Genomic DNA, 19,435 nt, shown 5'->3' on the forward strand with positions numbered 1-19,435 from the left:
TATTCTTGTTATAACTTCTTGAAATCATTTGTTCTCTCCCGAATTTACAGTACTTTTGCAGTAAGTATCTGATTAAAGATTAAAAGTGAAATTTAAAATAAGGTATAGATTATGCAATACAAGAATATCATATTTGATTTGGGTAATGTCTTGGTGAAGCTCAATCCGGAAGGATGCATCGGGGCTTTCAAGGCGATAGGAATGGGGGAACTGGCTAATCCGAATCCCGAGAGTGAAGGGATGAAGCTGATGAGCAAACTGGGTGTGGGAATGATTACCACCGAAGCATTCTGCGATGCAGCCCGTGAGTTGACAGGAGCTGATGTGACGAATGAAGAAATCATCGATGCTGCCAACAAGATGCTGGTGGAGATTCCTGATGAGAAAAAGAAGCGACTCCTGCAGTTGAAGAAGGCTGGTTATCGTCTCTTCCTCTTGAGCAATACCATTGATATTCATTGGGATTATTGCGTGGAGCATCTCTTTCTTTATCAGAACCATGGGGTAGAGGATTATTTCGAGCACTGTTTCCTCTCTCAGCGAATGCATTTGGCAAAACCTGATGCCCACATCTATGAGGTGGTAATCAGGCAGGCGACCATCCATCCCGATGAAACCCTCTTCATCGATGATCTGAAGGAAAACTGTGAGGCTGCCGAGAAACTGGGCATCCATACCTTCCAGAACGTGAAGTTCGATGATTGGCTTTCACTTCGATTCTGACGGAAATGTCAGAATCGAAGCTTTTATTAAAAGGCATCAGAATGATTTGTCAAATGGTGTCAGGCAGGCATAGAGCGGAACGTTGATCATCCAGTCTTGATCCTTATAGGGAAGCATGGAGTAGCGAAGTCCCTTCAGTTGCGGATTGTTGGTGATGAATGTTCTGAGAGATTTCGCCTTAACGTTCACCTCTGCCTTTACTTCTATCGGTATAACCCTGTCGTGCCATTGGGTCAGGAAATCAATCTCTATTGTGGAGTTATCCACAGCATGATAGTATAATGGAATATCCTGGCTTTTCAGCTGGGTGAAGACATATAGTTCTGTAAAGGCACCTTTATATTCAGAGAAAATGCCATCGCCCACCAGCATCGATTCTGCTGAAGTCTCTGCCATCGCTCCCATCAGTCCCACATCGAGCATGAAGAGTTTGAAGGCGTTCAGGTCTTCATAGAATTTGAAAGGGAGGCGTGGGGTATTGACTCTCTGAACCTTATATGCCAGTCCTGCATCTATCAGCCATTGGATGGCCAGTTCGAAATCTGCGGCTCTGGCACTTTTCTTCACGGCTCCATAGATGAACTTCTTGTTCTCTTTGGCAAGTTGGGCAGGGATACTGTCCCACACCATATTAATGCGAGGCACTTCTCTATCTGGTGCGTGCTTCGAGAAATCTCGGCGATAGTCTTGTATAATCTGCTTTTGGATGGAACGGACTTCCTGCAGTCCCTTCTGCTCTACATGGGCGAGTACGGCGGCTGGCATTCCTCCTACATAATAATATTGTCGCAGCAGGCTGATCAATTCTGTTTCCAGTAAATTGATGACGTTCCAATTTCCTTCTTTCAGGATGCTTGCCAGTTTCGCTTTTCCCATGGCATCGAGGAATTCGATGAAGTTCATCGGGTAGAGGCGCAGCTCTTCTACTTTTCCTACTGGATATGATACCCCGCTATGGAGTGATATTCCCAGCAGGGATCCTGCCACGATGATATGAATATCAGGAGCATCCTCGCAAAAGAACTTTAAAGCTTCTAATGCTTTAGGACAATCTTGTATCTTATCGAGTACCATAAGTGTATCGTTGGGGGTAATATCTACCTGGCTGATGGCGGAGAGTGCCATCAGTATATCAGCTGTTGTGCCGCCTTTTTCAAACACTTCTGCTGCCTTCTGATTTCTGTCGAGACTGAAGAATGCAAGTTTTTTATATTCTCTTTTTCCAAATTCTTGCAGGATATAGGTCTTGCCTACTTGTCTTGCTCCGTTGAGAATCAGAGGTTTATGGTTTTGCTTGTTCTTCCATTCTACGAGTTTGTTATAGATGCTTCTTTCCATGATTTACACTTTTTCTAACGAATAATCGTATGAATTCTGCACTTTTTCTGACGAATAATCGTATGAACTTCACGCTTTTTCTGACGAATAGCGGAGCAAAGATACACTTTTTCTAACGAATAACCAAGGAAAAGGCCGACTTTTTCTCTTTTTCCTTTAAAACTTAATATTTGTTATACATTGAGGTTTATTCGCTTTTTCCAATAAAATGTTATACCTTTGTGGGCTCATAATAACTAACAAATAATATCAAAATGAATTTTTACAAGACATTAGGACTGAAAAACAGTCGTATTGACGTGGCTGATGCCTTGAGAGGATTGGCCGTAGCAGGTATTATTCTCTATCACTCTGTGGAGCATTTCAATATGTACGATGGAAGCATAGCGCATGCTTATACGCTGGGTTGTGATGATTGGATGGCAGATGTGCTGGCTTTGCTGCTGTCGGGAAAGATGTATGGCATCTTTGCTCTGCTCTTCGGATTGAGCTTCTTTATTATGAATGATAACCAGCAGCAGCGGGGAAATTGCTTTTCTGGAAGATTCGCCTGGCGAATGTTCCTCCTGGCAATGCTCGGTATCGTGAACACCGCCTTCTTTGATGGCGACATCCTCTTCTCCTATGCCATCTATGGACTGGTTCTCATCCCATTGAGTTATCTTCCTACCAAATGGCTCTGGTGGGTGGTTGCCTTTCTCTTTATCCAGCCGATAGAAATCTACTCCCTCATTACCGGATGGCAGGTAGATGCATCGTCGTTGGGAGAGGTGTATGGAAACATGTATCATGGTCATCAGCACGGCAGTTTCCTGGAGAATGCTTATGGCAACCTGCGATACGGACAGGTGGCTACCTATTACTGGTGCCTGATGAAGGGAAGACATACGCAGACCATCTGCCTTTTCGTACTCGGAATGCTGGTGGGTAGAAAGCGTTGGTTCTACAATGAGAACAACAACCTGGCTTTGTGGAAGAAGGTGCTGGCGGTTTCCATCCTGGTATTGATTGTGGGAGGCATAGCTGATGTGCGCCACATGGAAACATGGAACAATTGGCTTTATCCTATCTACAACTTCTTCATCCTCTCGTTTGTAGTATCAGGATTCGTATTGTTGTGGTACGGAAAGGAATGGTTCAGAAAGGGATTGTCGTTCCTGCGCCAGTTTGGCAAGATGAGTTTGACCAACTACTTTCTCCAGTCTATCATCGGTTGTGGACTGTTTGCTTATTATGGCTTCAATCTCCAGACGAAACTCGGCATCACCTATGCCTTCTTTGTGGGTATTGCCATGGTGGTAGTGCAATGCCTCTTCTCCAACCTCTGGCTCAAGTATCACTCCCATGGTCCTTTCGAGGGAATTTGGAAGAAGCTGACCTGGATTAAGTTCTAAATTTTCAAGTTTACTGTAAAACTGGAGTCTCCAGTTTTACAGTCTTATCCCATATTTCCAGTTGCCTTCATTCATCATCTGCGCTGGCATAAATTCTTTCATGCTGTTGATGATGGTGTTAAGCATCCGTTCTTTGATATAGTCTTCCCTAATGTATAGGGAGATGCGTCTCTGGGAAAGATAATCTCCTTCTATCTTTCTTACATTCTTGCGTTGTGCTTCATTTAGGAATTCGAGGTGCATCTCTGGAATGATGGTGAACCCGCCGTTCTCATCCACGATGCGAATTAAAGTTTCTATGCTGCCTGACTCATAGATGTGGTGCCCTTTGCTCCTTGCTTTACAGAAGGAGAAGGCACTATCGCGAAGGCATTGTGCTTCTTTCATAATCCACATGTTCTCATGTTCCAGATTCTCTGGCTTGAACACGGGCAGCTTGCGCCAGCAGTCTTCCGATAAATATACATAAAAGCGTTCTGTGTAAAGCGGAATCTCAAGTATTCCTTTACGAGGCAGGTCTGAAATGGCAATGCCAGCATCTATTTCTCCATCTTGCAAAACATGAAACATTTCTTCTGATTTCATCTCTTGAATAGAGAGGTTTACTTCAGGATAATCTTTTCTGTAATGCTTGATGAATTTGGGAAGAATGTAAGGAGCAATGGAGGGACCTACGGAGAGAGACAGAGATTTGCCAATCTGGTTCTTTTCTTCAGCCACGAGTTCTGTGATTTTCTCTAGCTCCAAAAGTGTCTTTTTAGCTTGAAGGATGATTTTCTCTCCTGCACTCGTTGGTGTTACCTGTTTGTTGGTGCGGTCGAAGATGCGCACATCGAGTTCTTCTTCTAACTTCAGCAGCATGGCGCTGAGTGTGGGTTGGGAAATATTGCACGAGTCTGCCGCCTTCGCAAAGTTGCGAAAGCGGTTGATTGCTGCGATATATTTGAGTTGTTGCAGATTCATTTTGCTTTGAGTTATCTTGCTTTAATTTATCTTGCTTTAATTTATCTTGCTTTGAGTTTACATATCAGCTGTGTCATGTTGCCCATAGGACAGAACACGCACCAGGTTCTTGGACGATAGATAATGGTGAGCAGAACGCCCACAATCAGCGAGGTGAGCATGATGCCGTAGAGACCGAAGGCAAACTGCGCCTTCCATGGCTCAATCTCTACCGGGTAAGCCCAATGCCATGGCACGTTGAAGGTCCATAGCAGGTGGATGGTCTGATGGAGATCTTCTGTGCCCTTTGCCACCATTGTGGTGAGGATGATCATCTGTATGAAGAAGAACATGAAGAACAGGAGGAAGCCATGGCGGAACCATTTAGACGAGAACCATCTTGGTGCCGCCTTCTTGCGCGACCATCCCAGGGTGTTTCCTATTTGCAGGAAGAGTTGTCCTCGTCCACAATAGTTGTTGCAATATCCCTTTCCACCTCCGAATATGGCCATGAGCAGCGGAATCAGAAAACAGATGACTCCGAGCCATGCGAACACGATATTGAAGAATCCGAGGATGAAATAGGTGGCAGATACGAGCCACAGGTAATCACTCCATTTCTTATTTTTCTGTTTTGCCATGCGAATCAATTTGATGAAATTAAACGGGTTGTCTTAAAACTTTATGGATTACTCCTGCCGGACAGTTTTTCTCGCAGATGCCGCAGCCTATGCACTTCTCCTCATCTATCTGGGCATAGCATCCCTTGTAGATGCTGATGGCATCCTTAGGACATACTTTCACGCAAACACCACATGCCACGCAGCGGTTTTGCTCGTTAATTGCTTTATACTTAGCCATATTGTTACTTACTTCTGAATACCTTCTTTTTCCAGTATCTCTTCCAGAAATTCAGATGCATCAGCCACGCAGAGCGGACACTCGCGAAGCACCTTGCCTGTGCCCACACCTTTCAGCAGTTTGCATTGTGTGGCACCATTGTGTTGCTTAAACTTATCCATTATCATTCTCATGCCCTTGATAGACTTCGCCTTGTCTTGTGTTGCGAGTCCAAGTACGATGCCAGCGCCAACGAGGGCTCCGCAGGTTCCCTCCATGTTACCCATACCTGCAGCAAAGGCATTGCCAGCGTTCTTGATGGTTTCCTCGTCCATACCGGTGAAGTCGTGGTAGGTGCAGAGCACAGCCTGTGTGCAATTATGTGAGCCACAACGTTTCTTTTCTGCTGCTATTTCTTTTCTTGTTTCCATTGTCATTTTTCTCTTTGTTTTTTTATTTTCTTATTTGTAATTTTGATTTCGGCTGCAAAGATAATACTTTTATTATAGATAAACGAAAGATTCTGGCTATAAGTTGATAGATGGTATCTATTGTGGCTTTTTGAAAAAAAAAGGTGTGTCATGGACTTATGACACACCTCTTTATTTTTTATTTATCCTTTCTGAATATCTTATCCACGACTATAGCAATGGCGCCATCGCCGGTTACATTGCAGGCGGTGCCGAAACTGTCCATCGCAATATAGAGGGCTATCATAAGTGCTTGCATATCAGCATTGAAACCTAAAACTGAGGCTAGCGGACCTAGCGCTGCCATGACGGCTCCTCCCGGAACTCCCGGAGCTGCTACCATGCAGATGGCAAGCACGAAGATGAAGTTGAGGAAGAGGGGGAGATTGCACGGCATACCATTGATGAGACAGATGGTGAGCGCACAACAGGTAATCTTCATCATTGATCCCGAGAGATGGATGGTGGCACAGAGCGGAATGGTGAATCCGGCAATGCCATCGGTGACGCCGTTTTTCAAGGTCTGCTTCAGAGTTACCGGAATGGTGGCTGCTGATGATGATGTGCCAAGTGCCGTGAAGTAGGATGGCAACATGTTGAATAACAGCTTAAAAGGATTCTTGTGGGACAAGCCGCCAGCCAACAGATATTCGTAAAGTAAGATGACGATATGAAGTACGAGAATCACGAGGATAATCTGTGCGAAGACCAGCAGAATGTGGTAGGCTTCGCCGGAGAAAGTCATGCCCAGGAAGATGCCGAAGATATAAAGGGGCAGTAGGGGAATGATGACTTTGGCAATGATACCTGATACGATTTCCTTGAATTCCTGAAAAACGTTCTGCATGGTGCGGCTGCCTTTGTGGGCAATGCCCAGTCCGGCAATGAACGAGAAAACGAGGGCACTCATCACATCTACCATGGCAGGTATCTTGATTTCGAAGAAGGGTTTGAGTTCTTCCACTTTATCTACTGCCACATGGGTAGAATTGGCAATCATGTTAGGAAAGAGTGCCGAGCCTGTGCCATAGGCAAGAAGACCCGCCAGGATGGTGTCGGCAAAGGCGATGCCCACAGTGCCAAGGAGGAGTTTTCCGGCTCCGTGACCGATGTCGGCAATGGCTGGCGTAACGAGACCGATGATGATGAGCGGTATCATAAAGCCCAGAAACTGGCTGAAGATGCCGTTGAAGGTGAGAAACGCTCTGACGGCCGCTTCATTGAAGAAATTGCCGAAGATTACACCCAACAGGATGGCAATGATGATTCTTGCCAAGAGTGGCATTTTGATTCTTTTCATATTCGTAAAATTGCTTTTTGCCTGCAAAGGTACGATATTTCTGACTTTTTTCCAAGTATTTTGGTTATAGATTATACTTTTTCTAACGAATAACCAGGAAAAAGCCCACTTTAAAAAGTAAGGCCTGTTTAAAATGTTTATATTTCACGAAAATAATCTCTGATTTATGCCGTAATCTGGAATATTTTTCGTATCTTTACACCATCAAACAGAATGACTATGTTTAAAAAGAAAGATCCGAATCCTCAGTTAGATATATTCACGGCTCCCTCAATGCAGTTAGGAAGTCGTGCTTCAAAGATCGATATTTGCCCTTTTCGGGTCTGTCAGAGAAGCTTTCGGCTCTTTCAAAGCGATTTCTCGAAAGATATTCACCTGCGGAGCCAATTGCTATGTTTCACTCAGAATGACCACACTGGTCATGCTGGATTCAAAATATGCCCCTTTTTAAAGTGGGCTCAGTAAATATAGATAAAGATATGAGACTCAATCTTAGTTCACAAATCGTACTCAATAAAGTACCTGTAGAGTTCTACAAGCCAAAGACGACTGTAGAATACTCTGAAATCTCCAGAATGGAGAAGATTCATACAGATATCTTTGCCTCTATGGCAGAAGGTGCCAGTCATGTAGCTAATAAAATAGAAACTGGTATCAAGACGGCACAGCAGGAAGGCAAATTCTATGTGATGGCGCTGGGCACCGGTTCTTCTCTCTATTCTGTATACGATGAACTCGTTCGCCGTTACAACGAGAAGACCCTGAGCTTCCGCAATGTTGTTGTATTCAATGCATACGAATATTATCCGCTCCAGAAGGACAGCTCTCTCCGTACCATCAACCAGTTGAAGGATCGTTTCCTTAATCATGTGGATGTGGCTGAGCAGAACATCTTTACACTGGATGGTTTTGTGGCACAGGATGCCGTACAGGACAGTTGCCGTCTTTATGAGCAGCGTATCAAGACCTTTGGTGGTCTCGATGTAGCCCTCATCGGTGTAGGCCGTTCGGGTAATATTGCAGCCAACGAGCCAGGTTCGGGCATCCAGTCGATGACCCGTATCATCCTCATCGGCAATACCTCTCGCGAAGAGATGGAGAACAGTGAGCAGACCAAGGAAACCATTCCTCCATGTTCGCTCACCATGGGTATCGCTACCTTACTCTCAGCCAAGAGCATCTATCTGACAGCCTGGGGCGAAGAGAAGGCAGAGATTATGCAGAAGGTGGTAGAGAACTCTATCACAGATACTCTGCCGGCATCATTCCTTCAGACTCATCCGAATGCTCATGTTGTCATCGACCTGGGTGCTGCTCACCATCTGACGCGTATCGAGCATCCATGGCTCGTAACTTCATGCCAGTGGAGTGATAAACTGGTGCGTTCGGCACTGGTATGGCTCTGCCAGAAACTCGGTAAGCCTATCCTGAAGTTGATCAATAAGGATTATAATGAGAACGGACTGAGCGAACTTCTGGCACTCTATGGTTCTGCCTACAATGCCAATATCAAGATTTTCAATGATTTGCAGCATACTATTACCGGATGGCCAGGTGGTAAGCCGAATGCCGATGATACCTATCGCCCAGAGCGTGCAACACCATTCCCTAAGAAGGTTATCGTATTCTCTCCACACCCAGATGATGATGTTATCTCTATGGGAGGAACCATCCGCCGACTGGTACAGCAGAACCACGATGTGCATGTAGCTTACGAAACATCAGGAAACATTGCTGTGGGTGATGAGGAAGTAACAAGATTCATGCACTTTATCAATGGCTTCAACCAGCTTTTTGCAGACTCAAAAGACAGCATCATCTCTAATAAATATAAGGAAATCAAGACCTTCTTTGCCAAGAAGAAGGAAAGTGACTTCGATACGAGAGATATCCTGACCATCAAGGGACTGATCCGGCGTGGTGAGGCTCGTATCGCTTGTACCTATAATGAAATTCCGCTTGACCATGTCCACTTCCTCGACCTGCCATTCTATGAGAGCGGCAAGATAGAAAAGTTGCCAATGACCGAGAAGGATGTGGAGATAGTGAGAGCGCTGTTGCAGAAGGTGCAGCCGCATCAGATTTATGTTGCCGGCGACCTTGCTGACCCTCACGGAACCCACAAGAAGTGTACTGATGCCGTTCTGGCAGCTATCGACGAAGAGAAGAAAGCGGGTGCAGAATGGTTGAAGGACTGTCGCATCTGGATGTATCGTGGTGCCTGGGCAGAATGGGAGATTGAGAATATCGAAATGTGTGTTCCTTTGAGCCCTGAGGAGTTGCGGGCAAAGCGTAACTCTATCCTCAAGCATCAGTCGCAGATGGAGAGTGCTCCTTTCTTGGGTAATGATGAGCGCCTGTTCTGGCAGAGAGCCGAGGACCGTAACCGTGCTACAGCATCGCTCTACGACCAGTTGGGTCTGGCATGCTATGAGGCCATGGAGGCTTTCGTGGAGTACAAGCCATTGTAATACCTTATTAATATATTTAACTGAACTTCCTGGTATGCGAAAGTTCAGTAAATAATAAAGTGACCCTAGTTTTAGGGTTGAGAGTTTGTTTTTAGGTTTGCCGCTTGAGGGGTCATTTAGGCCTTTCAAGCGTTTTTTTTATGGCTTGTTTCAAAATGAAACGAATAATGCGTAATTTGCTTTCATTTTGTTCTGTATTTCAAAAAGAACTATACAAAACAATAAGCAAATTAAAATATTAACATCAAAAAGCAAGTAATATTTTGAAATATTGAGCAAAATGTCGTACCTTTGCACCAGAAAATAAACAAAATGTAAATTAATTAATAGGAGAGATTGACATGAAAAAGATTGAAGCAATCATCCGTAAGACTAAGTTTGAGGATGTAAAAGAAGCTTTGCTTGCCGCCGACATCGAGTGGTTCTCTTACTACGATGTAAGAGGAGAGGGCAAGATGAGACAGGCTCGAATCTATCGTGGTGTTATGTATGATACCAGTAGTATCGAGCGAGTGTTGCTGAATGTTGTCGTGCGCGACAAGAACGTAGAGAAAACGATTAATGCCATCCAGAAGGCTGCCCGTACAGGCGAGATTGGTGATGGTCGAATCTTTGTAATTCCTGTAGAGGATACCGTAAGAATCCGTACAGGTGAAAGAGGCGATATCGCTCTCTATAATGCTGAGCAGGAGAAATAATATTTAATGTTAAGTGTTTAATGTTAAATGTTAACTGAATTGGATGAATTAATAGTAAAATCGGAATGTTTGGGAGTTAGGTGAGAGTATCGAGTGCTAAGTGGACGTATGCTAACTTAACATTTAACACTTAACATTTAACATTCCTTCTTAAAAGGTAAAGATTATGAGTGTACAGGATTTAGGAATTTCAGTAGATACCGTATGGATGCTCTTGGCAGCCATGTTGGTCTTTTTTATGCAGCCGGGATTTGCCCTCTGCGAGGCGGGCTTTACCCGTAGTAAAAATACAGCGAACATCTTGTTTAAGAACTTTGTCGACTTCATGGTCGGTTCTGTTCTCTTCTGGTTCGTAGGTTTCGGATTTATGTTTGGTAGCGATGGCGCCGGTTTCATCGGTATGCCTAACTTCGGCGATTTGTCTTTCTATACAAATGCAGCCGGTCTTCCTACTGAAGGCTTCCTGATGTTTGAAACCGTATTCTGCGCTACTAGTGCTACCATCGTTTCAGGTGCTATGGCAGAACGTACCAAGTTCTCCATGTACTGCATTTACTCATTCTTCATTTCATTGATTATCTACCCTGTAGAGGGTCATTGGACATGGGGTGGCGGTTGGCTTTGCAACAGCGAGGCAGGCTCATTCATGATGAACACCTTCGGTGCAGCCTTCCATGATTTCGCAGGTTCTGCCATCGTACATAGTGTTGGTGGTGTACTTGCCTTGGTTGGTGCTATCTGCTTAGGTCCTCGTCTTGGTAAGTATCGCAATGGTAAGAGTACTGCTATCCCAGGTCACAATCTGATGGCTGCTGCTCTTGGTGTATTCATCCTCTGGTTCGGATGGTTCGGATTCAACCCTGGTTCTCAGCTCGCTGCTTCTGGTGAGGTTAACCGTGTTGCTATCAGTCACGTATTCCTTACCACCAACCTGGCTGCAGTCTGCGGTGGTTTGGGTACCATGTTCACATCTTGGATCAAGTATGGCAAGCCATCATTCTCATTGACATTGAATGGTATCTTGGCTGGTTTGGTAGCCATTACTGCTGGTTGCGACTTGGTTAGTCCATTGGGTTCAGCCATCATCGGTCTCTTGGCAGGTATCATCTTGGTATTCTCTATCGAGTTCATTGATACCGTACTTCATATTGATGATCCTGTTGGCGCAAGTTCAGTACATGGTGTATGCGGTATCTTCGGTACCTTGATGACTGGTCTCTTCGCCCTTGATGGTGGCGCCTTCTATGGTGGTGGCTTCGGATTCTTCGGTGCTCAGTGCTTCGGTATCCTCTGCATCGACCTTTGGGCAGCCGTAACAGGTATCATCCTCTTCTGGGGTGTCAAGAAGATTGCTGGTCTCCGTGTTGATAAGCGAATCGAGGAAGAAGGTCTCGATATCTACGAGCATGGTGAGAGTTGCTACAACTAAAGATGCTTTCATATAACGAGCGAGAAAGATTTTTCAGCAGAAGTTTTGGCGAGCAGAGTTTTATTAGTGCCATTGAATAATGTACGCTGCATCTCAACAATATAAATAAATCGCAATTTATTTTGTGTTGTCTTCGATTTGCAGTACCTTTGCTGCCGAAACTTTAAAAAACAAAGAAGTATCACATTAAAAAGAGAGAATATGAAGAAGATTTTTGATATAAAGAAGATGGGTGCCCTTGCACTCGGTTTGGTTGCTTTTGCTCCTGCAGCTTCTGCTCAGGATGAGGTTGAAACTACCATCGCTGCAGATGTTGTAAACCAGTATTATTGGCGTGGTCAGTCACTGGGAGAAGTCTCTTTGCAGCCAACACTCTGTATTGGTTACAAGGGTTTGTCTCTGACAGCTTGGGGAAGTGTAGGTGTCTCTAAACCAGACGACACTAAGGAATTTGACCTTACCTTGGCTTATGAAACCGGTGGCTTCCATATCGGTGTAACCGATTACTGGTTCAACTCTCCTAACGAGAAGTATTTCGCCTATAAGGCACATGAAACTTCTCATGTGTTTGAGACAAACGTAGGTTATGACTTTGGTCCAGTTGCCTTGAACTGGTACACCAACTTTGCAGGCAATGATGGATTAAATAAGGATGGTGACCGTGCTTATTCTTCATATGTTGAGGCTACAGCCCCATTCAAGTTGGGCGGTTGTGATTGGGCAGCAAGTATAGGCGCAGTTCCATTTGCAACATCTTTCTATGGTGATGCCAATGGTTTTGCAGTTACCAATGTTTCACTGAAAGCTACCAAGGATTTGAAGATTACAGATTCTTTCTCTGTTCCAGTCTTCGCTCAGGTAGCTGCTAACCCTAGCACCGAAAAAGCTTACCTGGTAGTAGGTTTTACCTTGCAGCCATAATAGGCTCTTAGGTTTTTCGATATAATCTTACGTTGGTAGGTTTCAGTTTTTATTTTAAATGCCGATAGTTCCGTCAAAGAGCTATCGGCATTTCTTTGTATGATATGGGGGTAAGAAACTGTGTATAATGCCCTGGATGTTTTACTGCATATCTATGAGCGTATAATATGCCCTGGATACGCTTTGTTTATCTTAAAAATGATTGTATTTTACAAATTGTAATTAAATAGTATATTTTTCTTTTCAGTTTATCATATGTTTTAATCTAATATGCGTTAATATGTTATTGTTGTGATAAAGTAAAGACAAAATGCTACTAATCTTTTCTTTATTCTAACAAAAAGTTGTAATTTTGCACCCGAAACATAGCAAAAAGTAATTTTAAACTTTGCTTTTGCTTGGTTTGCTCCTAAAAGAATGGATTGGACATGCCAAGGTGAATAAGAGAGAACAAGAGTTAAAAATAACCGTAAAAGAAAAGAAAGGAAAAGATTTATGTGTGGAATCGTATCTATCTTCAATATTCAGGAGCAGACTCCTGAATTGCGACAGCAAGCGCTTCGTATGAGCCAGAAGATTCGCCATCGCGGACCAGACTGGAGTGGAATCTACTGTGGTGGTTCAGCTATCCTGGCACATGAGCGTCTGAGTATTGTAGACCCTGAAAGTGGTCGCCAACCTTTGTTTGCACCAGACAAAAAACAGGTGCTTGCCGTAAACGGTGAGATTTATAATCATCAGGACATCCGTGCTCGTTTTGCCGGCAAATACCAGTATCAGACCGGTTCCGACTGTGAGGTGATTCTTTCTCTCTATCGTGAGATGCGAGCAGATTCCGACTTTGATTCCTTAATATATAAAGGTGAGGATGCGCTCCACGCCCGTATCTCCAAGATGCTTGAAGAGCTGAACGGTATTTTTGCCTTCGCCCTTTACGATGCCGAACGTGATGAGTTTCTCATCGCCCGCGACCCTATCGGTGTTATTCCTCTTTATATTGGTTATGATAAGGATGGAAAAGTGCTGGTGGCAAGCGAGTTGAAGGCTCTGGAAGGTCAGTGCGACCACTACGAGCCATTCCTCCCGGGCCATTATTATTATAGCAAGAACCCTGGCATGAAGCGTTACTATACACGCGATTGGTTTGAGTATGCTGCCATGCAGAAAAAATATCAGATAGATGATGCCAAGAAGGCTGAAGAACAGCTGAAGGATGCTGAACCTCAGGAGAAAGCTGCGGTAAAGGAAATCCATGATGCTCTCGAAGCTTCTGTCAAACGCCAGTTGATGAGCGATGTACCTTACGGTGTCCTTCTCAGTGGTGGTCTTGATTCTTCTGTCATCTCTGCTGTAGCTGAGAAGTATTCTTCTACCCGTGTAGAGAATGGGGGAGAGACCAAGGCATATTGGCCACGTCTGCACTCCTTCGCTGTTGGTTTGAAGGGTGCGCCTGATCTGGCAAAGGCACGGTTGGTAGCCGAGCACATCGGAACCGTGCATCACGAAATCAACTATACCATTCAGGAAGGTCTGGATGCTATCCGTGATGTCATTTATTTTATCGAGACCTATGATGTTACCACTGTGCGTGCATCTACCCCGATGTATCTTTTAGCGAGAGTCATCCGAAGTATGGGTATCAAGATGGTGCTTTCGGGCGAGGGTGCCGACGAGGTATTCGGAGGTTATCTCTATTTCCATAAAGCACCGGATGCCAAGGCATTCCATGAGGAAACCGTACGAAAGTTGGGTAAACTCTATCTCTACGATTGTCTGAGAGCCAACAAGAGTTTGGCTGCATGGGGCATCGAGGGCCGTGTGCCTTTCCTCGACAAGGAGTTCCTGGATGTAGCGATGGGTATGAACCCGGTTTTGAAGATGTGTCCGGATAAGACCATCGAGAAAAAGGTGGTTCGTGAGGCATTTGCCGATTTGCTTCCAGAAGAAGTGGCATGGCGACAGAAGGAACAGTTCTCCGATGGTGTGGGCTATTCATGGATTGATACCCTGAAGCAGATTACCGCATCTGCCGTCAGCGATGAGCAGATGGCGCATGCTGCTGAGCGATTCCCTATCAACCCTCCACAGAATAAGGAGGAGTATTATTATCGTTCTATCTTCGCCGAGCATTTCCCAAGCGACAGCGCTGCCAAGAGCGTACCTAGTGTGCCTAGCGTAGCATGTTCTACAGCCGAAGCCCTTGCCTGGGATGCCTCATTCAAGAACCAGAACGACCCTAGCGGCAGAGCCGTGGCGGGAGTTCACGAACAGGCGTATAAATAAGTGAAGAGTGAAGAATCACTTTGTACTTCATATTTAAGTAATAAAAATAGTTAGAAATAACCGATATAAAACGAACAAGAAATGGAAAAAGGATTGTACAGTTCAGCCTATGAGCACGATGCGTGTGGCGTAGGTATGGTGGTGAATATCCACGGTAACAAGAGTCATGAGCTGGTCGATAACGCCTTGAAGGTACTCGAGAACATGCGTCATCGTGGTGCAGAGGGTGCCGATAACAAGACGGGTGATGGTGCCGGTATCATGCTCCAGATTCCACATGAGTTTATTCTTCTTCAGGGTATCCCAGTGCCAGAAAAAGGTAAATATGGTACGGGTCTCGTCTTCTTGCCTAAGGATGAGAAGAAACAGCAGGATATTCTCTCTATCATGATTGAGGAAATTGAACGCGAGGGATTGCAGCTGATGCATCTCCGCAATGTGCCTACTAACCCTGATTGTTTGGGTGAGGCTGCTTTGAGTAACGAACCAGCTATCAAACAGGTGTTTATCACAGGTGTTACAGATGATAAGGTGCCTGTCTTTGAGCGCACCCTCTATCTTATCCGTAAACGTATTGAGAAACGTGTCAGTGATCCTGATTTCTATATTTGTTCGTTGTCTAATTCGAACATCGTATATAAGGGTATGTTGAGCAGCCTCCAGTTGCGCCAATATTATCCTGACTTGACCAATAATTATTTCACAAGCGGTCTGGCTCTGGTTCACTCCCGCTTCTCTACCAACACCTTCCCAACATGGAGTCTGGCTCAGCCATTCCGTCTCCTTGCCCACAATGGTGAGATTAACACCATCCGTGGTAACCGTGCCTGGATGAAGGCTCGTGAGAGTGTGTTGAGCAGCGAGGCTTTGGGCGATATCCGTGAGATTTCTCCTATCGTCCAGCCTGATATGAGTGATTCGGCAAGTCTCGACAATGTCTTCGAGTTCTTCGTGATGAGCGGCCTGTCATTGCCTCATGCCATGGCTGTGATGGTGCCTGAGAGCTTCAACGACAAGAACCCTATCTCTGAGGATCTGAAGGCATTCTATGAGTACCACTCTATCCTGATGGAGCCATGGGATGGTCCTGCCGCCCTGCTCTTCAGCGATGGCCGTTATGCCGGTGGTATGCTCGATAGAAATGGTCTGCGCCCTGCACGCTATACCATCACCAAGAACGATATGATGGTAGTCGCATCTGAAGTAGGTGTGATGGATTTCGATCCTACTGAGATTGCCGAGAAGGGTCGTCTGCAGCCTGGTAAGATCCTCTTGATTGATACCCAGGAAGGCAAAATCTATTATGATGGTGAAATCAAGGAGCGACTGGCTGCCCAGCATCCATATCGCCAGTGGTTGAACACCAACCGTATTGAACTGGAGAAACTTCGCAGTGGTCGAAAGGTGGAAAATGGTGTGGACAACCTCACTCGCAAGGAATTGGAATTCGGTTTTGGCGAGGAAGATATCGACGGTACTATCATCCCAATGGCTACCAAGGGTCAGGAACCTACTGCTTCTATGGGTAATGATACTCCGCTTGCTGTGCTTTCTGACCAGCCACAGATTTTCTTCAACTACTTCCGTCAGCAGTTTGCTCAGGTTACCAACCCTGCTATCGACTCTATCCGTGAGAACCTCGTGATGAGTCTTACCGAGTATATCGGCCGTGTAGGTTCCGGCATTCTGAACCCAGACGAGAGCAACTGCAAGATGGTTCGTCTGCCACATCCTATCCTGACCAATACCCAGCTGGATATCCTTCAGAATATCCGCTACAAGGGATTTAATACAGTAAAACTCCACATGCTCTTCGAAACCGCCAAGGGCGAAGAAGGACTGCACGAGGCTTTGGATGAACTCTGCAAGCAGGCTGCCCAGAGCGTGGATGATGGCTACAACTACATCATCTTGAGCGACCGTGGCGTGGATGAAACTCATGCCGCCATTCCATCTCTGCTTGCTGTGAGTGCCGTACATCATTATCTGATTGATGCCGGCAAGCGTGTGCAGACAGCCCTCATCGTAGAGAGCGGTGAGATTCGTGAGGTAATGCATGCAGCCCTCCTGTTGGGTTACGGTGCATCAGCCCTCTGTCCATACTTGACATACGCCATCCTCGACGACCTTGTAAAGAAGGGAAAGATTCAGGAGGATTACCATACAGCCGAGCAGAACTACATCAAGGCTGTGAAGAAGGGCTTGTTCAAGATTATGGCTAAGATGGGTATCTCTACCATCCGAAGCTATCGTGGTGCCAAGATCTTCGAGAGCATCGGTTTGAGCGAGAGCCTTCTGAAGAGCTACTTCGGAACAGAGGTGAGCACCATCGGCGGTATCGGACTCGAGACCATCGCCCGTGATGCCATCCGCCTGCACGACAAGGCATTCGAGACCAAGAAGCTCGAGTTCCTGCCAAGTATGGGACAGTTCCACTACCGCAAGGACGGTATCAAGCACGCTTGGAACCCAGAGACCATCGCCACCCTGCAGCTCGCAACCCGCAAGGGCGATTATGATCTCTTCAAGAAATATACACATCTCGTTGACGATAAGCAGGAGCCTATCTTCATCCGCGACTTCTTCAGCTTCCGCAAGAATCCTATCTCTATAGATAAGGTGGAGCCGGTAGAGGAAATCGTGAAGCACTTCGTTACCGGTGCGATGAGTTTCGGTGCCCTCTCCAAAGAGGCTCACGAGGCAATGGCACTCGCCATGAACGCCCTCGGTGCCCGAAGCAATACCGGTGAAGGTGGTGAGGATAACGAGCGATTCCATTCTACACAGGATGGCATCAGCCTCTCAAGCAAGACCAAGCAGGTGGCTTCCGGTCGATTCGGTGTGACTACTGAATATTTGGTAAATGCAGAGGAAATCCAGATCAAGGTGGCACAGGGTGCTAAACCGGGTGAGGGTGGTCAGTTGCCTGGCTTCAAGGTTAACGAGGTCATCGCCAAGACCCGTCACTCTATCCCTGGCATCAGCTTGATTTCTCCTCCACCTCATCACGATATCTACAGTATCGAGGATTTGGCTCAGCTCATCTTCGACCTCAAGAACGTAAACCCTAAGGCGGCTATCTCTGTGAAGTTGGTTGCTGAGAGTGGTGTGGGTACCATCGCTGCCGGTGTGGCTAAGGCAAAGGCCGACCTCATCGTTATCTCTGGTGCTGAGGGTGGTACAGGTGCCAGCCCTGCATCAAGTATGCGTTTCGCTGGTATCTCTCCTGAAATCGGACTTTCTGAAACCCAGCAGACACTGGTGAAGAACGGTCTTCGCGGCCAGGTTCGCCTGCAGGTGGATGGTCAGTTGAAGAGCGGTCGTGACATCATCCTGATGGCTTTGCTCGGTGCTGAGGAATTCAGTTTCGGTACGGCAGCCCTCATCGTATTGGGTTGTGTCATGATGCGTAAGTGTAACTTGAATACCTGTCCTATGGGTGTTGCTACACAGGATCCTAAGCTCCGTGCGCACTTCCGTGGCAGCTACAAGTATCTTATCAACTACTTCCGCTTCCTCGCTGAGGAGGTTCGTGAGTATCTGGCAGAGATGGGTTACACCTCATTGAACGATATCATCGGTCATACCGAGCTCATCATCCGCAAGAAGGATGAGGAGATTGTTCCTACCGAGGGCTCGGATGCCGTAGAGCCAGAGGTGGCCAAGAGCATCAAGGAGAAGGCCGACTTGCTCGATTTCTCTCGTCTCTTGCATCGTGAGACAGGTCATTGCTCGCTCTATCATACTACCGAGCAGATTCATGACCTCGACAATGTACTCGACCAGCAGTTGATTCGTGGTGCACAGCGTGCCATCGAGAACCAGGAAGAGGTGAACCTCGATTTTGCCATCAAGAATACCGATCGTGCTGCCGGTGTGATGCTGAGCGGTATGATTGCCGAGAAATATGGTGAGGCTGGTCTTCCAGACAAGACCGTGAACGTGAAGTTCAAGGGTTCTGCAGGTCAGAGTTTCGGTGCCTTCTTGGTTAAGGGAGTGGATTTCAAGCTCGAAGGTGAGACCAATGACTATTTCGCCAAGGGACTTTCAGGAGGTCGTGTTTCCATCCTTCCTCCTATCCGCAGCAACTTCTCTGCCGAGGATAACATCATCGCCGGTAACACCGGTCTGTATGGTGCCACAAGTGGTGAGTTGTATATTAATGGTAAGGTAGGCGAGCGCTTCGGTGTTCGTAACTCCGGTGCCATCGCCGTGATTGAGGGTGCTGGCGACCACTGCTGCGAGTACATGACGGGCGGTAGAGTAGTAGTGCTCGGTGAAACCGGCCGTAACTTCGCCGCTGGTATGAGTGGTGGTGTTGCCTACGTATGGGATAAGAACCACAACTTCGATTACTTCTGTAACATGGATATGGTGGAGATTAACCTCGTGGAGGACAGCACCTATCGCAAGGAGTTGCACGAACTGATCCGTCAGCATTATCTCTACACTGGCAGTAAGCTCGCCCGTACCATGCTCGACGACTGGAACCACTACGTAGAGGATTTCATCCAGGTAGTGCCAATCGAGTACAAGCGAGTTCTCCAGGAGGAGCAGGTAAAGAAGTTGCAGCAGAAGATTGCGGATATGCAGCGAGATTATTAATAGTTAATAGTTTATAGTTGA

Annotated in this window: 14 protein-coding genes; 8 read left to right on the forward strand and 6 right to left on the reverse strand. The window is 46.1% G+C overall.

The features are described from left to right. The first annotated feature begins 111 nt into the window (after positions 1 to 111). Positions 112 to 723, forward strand: a complete 612-nt coding sequence (locus tag ONT08_RS13015) for an HAD family hydrolase (RefSeq protein ID WP_259301881.1) — start codon at positions 112 to 114, stop codon at positions 721 to 723. Positions 724 to 759: 36 nt separating this feature from the next. Here ONT08_RS13015 and ONT08_RS13020 read toward each other — a convergent pair whose 3' ends face one another. Then, positions 760 to 2,061 carry an ATP-binding protein gene (locus tag ONT08_RS13020; protein ID WP_117587766.1) on the reverse strand — a complete coding sequence of 434 codons (1,302 nt, stop codon included), beginning with the start codon at positions 2,059 to 2,061 and terminating at the stop codon, positions 760 to 762. A gap of 254 nt (positions 2,062 to 2,315) precedes the next feature. Between ONT08_RS13020 and ONT08_RS13025 the strand changes: the two genes are divergently transcribed. Continuing rightward, positions 2,316 to 3,455: a DUF418 domain-containing protein gene (locus tag ONT08_RS13025; RefSeq protein ID WP_117587765.1), complete on the forward strand. Its 1,140-nt coding sequence runs from the start codon at positions 2,316 to 2,318 to the stop codon at positions 3,453 to 3,455. 36 nt (positions 3,456 to 3,491) lie between these two features. Here ONT08_RS13025 and ONT08_RS13030 read toward each other — a convergent pair whose 3' ends face one another. The 5 genes from ONT08_RS13030 to ONT08_RS13050 all read right to left on the reverse strand — a co-directional run bounded on the left by ONT08_RS13030 (position 3,492) and on the right by ONT08_RS13050 (position 7,007). Beyond that, positions 3,492 to 4,418: a LysR substrate-binding domain-containing protein gene (locus ONT08_RS13030; protein WP_264960147.1), complete on the reverse strand. Its 927-nt coding sequence runs from the start codon at positions 4,416 to 4,418 to the stop codon at positions 3,492 to 3,494. Positions 4,419 to 4,459: 41 nt separating this feature from the next. Next, positions 4,460 to 5,038 (reverse strand): 4Fe-4S binding protein, encoded by a 579-nt coding sequence (locus ONT08_RS13035; protein ID WP_118086052.1) that lies wholly within the window; start codon positions 5,036 to 5,038, stop codon positions 4,460 to 4,462. A 19-nt stretch (positions 5,039 to 5,057) separates the two neighbouring features. Next, positions 5,058 to 5,258: a 4Fe-4S binding protein gene (locus ONT08_RS13040; protein WP_117587763.1), complete on the reverse strand. Its 201-nt coding sequence runs from the start codon at positions 5,256 to 5,258 to the stop codon at positions 5,058 to 5,060. An 8-nt stretch (positions 5,259 to 5,266) separates the two neighbouring features. After that, on the reverse strand, positions 5,267 to 5,668 hold the full coding sequence (locus ONT08_RS13045; protein WP_264960148.1) for a C-GCAxxG-C-C family protein: 402 nt from the start codon (positions 5,666 to 5,668) through the stop codon (positions 5,267 to 5,269). Between the two features lie 178 nt (positions 5,669 to 5,846). Then, complete coding sequence (locus ONT08_RS13050) at positions 5,847 to 7,007, reverse strand: dicarboxylate/amino acid:cation symporter (RefSeq protein ID WP_264960149.1); 1,161 nt, start codon at positions 7,005 to 7,007, stop codon at positions 5,847 to 5,849. Between the two features lie 479 nt (positions 7,008 to 7,486). Here ONT08_RS13050 and ONT08_RS13055 point away from each other — a divergent pair, with 479 nt between their 5' ends. The 6 genes from ONT08_RS13055 (at position 7,487) to gltB (ending at position 19,414) form a co-directional block, all read left to right on the forward strand. Beyond that, positions 7,487 to 9,478, forward strand: coding sequence for a glucosamine-6-phosphate deaminase (locus tag ONT08_RS13055; RefSeq protein WP_264960150.1), 1,992 nt, complete (start codon positions 7,487 to 7,489; stop codon positions 9,476 to 9,478). Positions 9,479 to 9,819: 341 nt separating this feature from the next. Next, on the forward strand, positions 9,820 to 10,176 hold the full coding sequence (locus ONT08_RS13060) for a P-II family nitrogen regulator (protein WP_264960151.1): 357 nt from the start codon (positions 9,820 to 9,822) through the stop codon (positions 10,174 to 10,176). Between the two features lie 166 nt (positions 10,177 to 10,342). After that, positions 10,343 to 11,605 carry an ammonium transporter gene (locus tag ONT08_RS13065; protein ID WP_264960152.1) on the forward strand — a complete coding sequence of 421 codons (1,263 nt, stop codon included), beginning with the start codon at positions 10,343 to 10,345 and terminating at the stop codon, positions 11,603 to 11,605. A gap of 201 nt (positions 11,606 to 11,806) precedes the next feature. Beyond that, positions 11,807 to 12,526, forward strand: coding sequence for a hypothetical protein (locus ONT08_RS13070; RefSeq protein ID WP_264960153.1), 720 nt, complete (start codon positions 11,807 to 11,809; stop codon positions 12,524 to 12,526). 495 nt (positions 12,527 to 13,021) lie between these two features. Further along, positions 13,022 to 14,809, forward strand: a complete 1,788-nt coding sequence (asnB, locus tag ONT08_RS13075; RefSeq protein WP_118201470.1) for an asparagine synthase B — start codon at positions 13,022 to 13,024, stop codon at positions 14,807 to 14,809. A gap of 81 nt (positions 14,810 to 14,890) precedes the next feature. Next, positions 14,891 to 19,414 (forward strand): glutamate synthase large subunit, encoded by a 4,524-nt coding sequence (gene gltB, locus ONT08_RS13080; protein ID WP_118191395.1) that lies wholly within the window; start codon positions 14,891 to 14,893, stop codon positions 19,412 to 19,414. Positions 19,415 to 19,435 lie beyond the last annotated feature (21 nt).

It is taken from the genome of Segatella copri, assembly GCF_026015465.1.
Classification (GTDB): Bacteria; Bacteroidota; Bacteroidia; order Bacteroidales; family Bacteroidaceae; genus Prevotella; species Prevotella copri_E.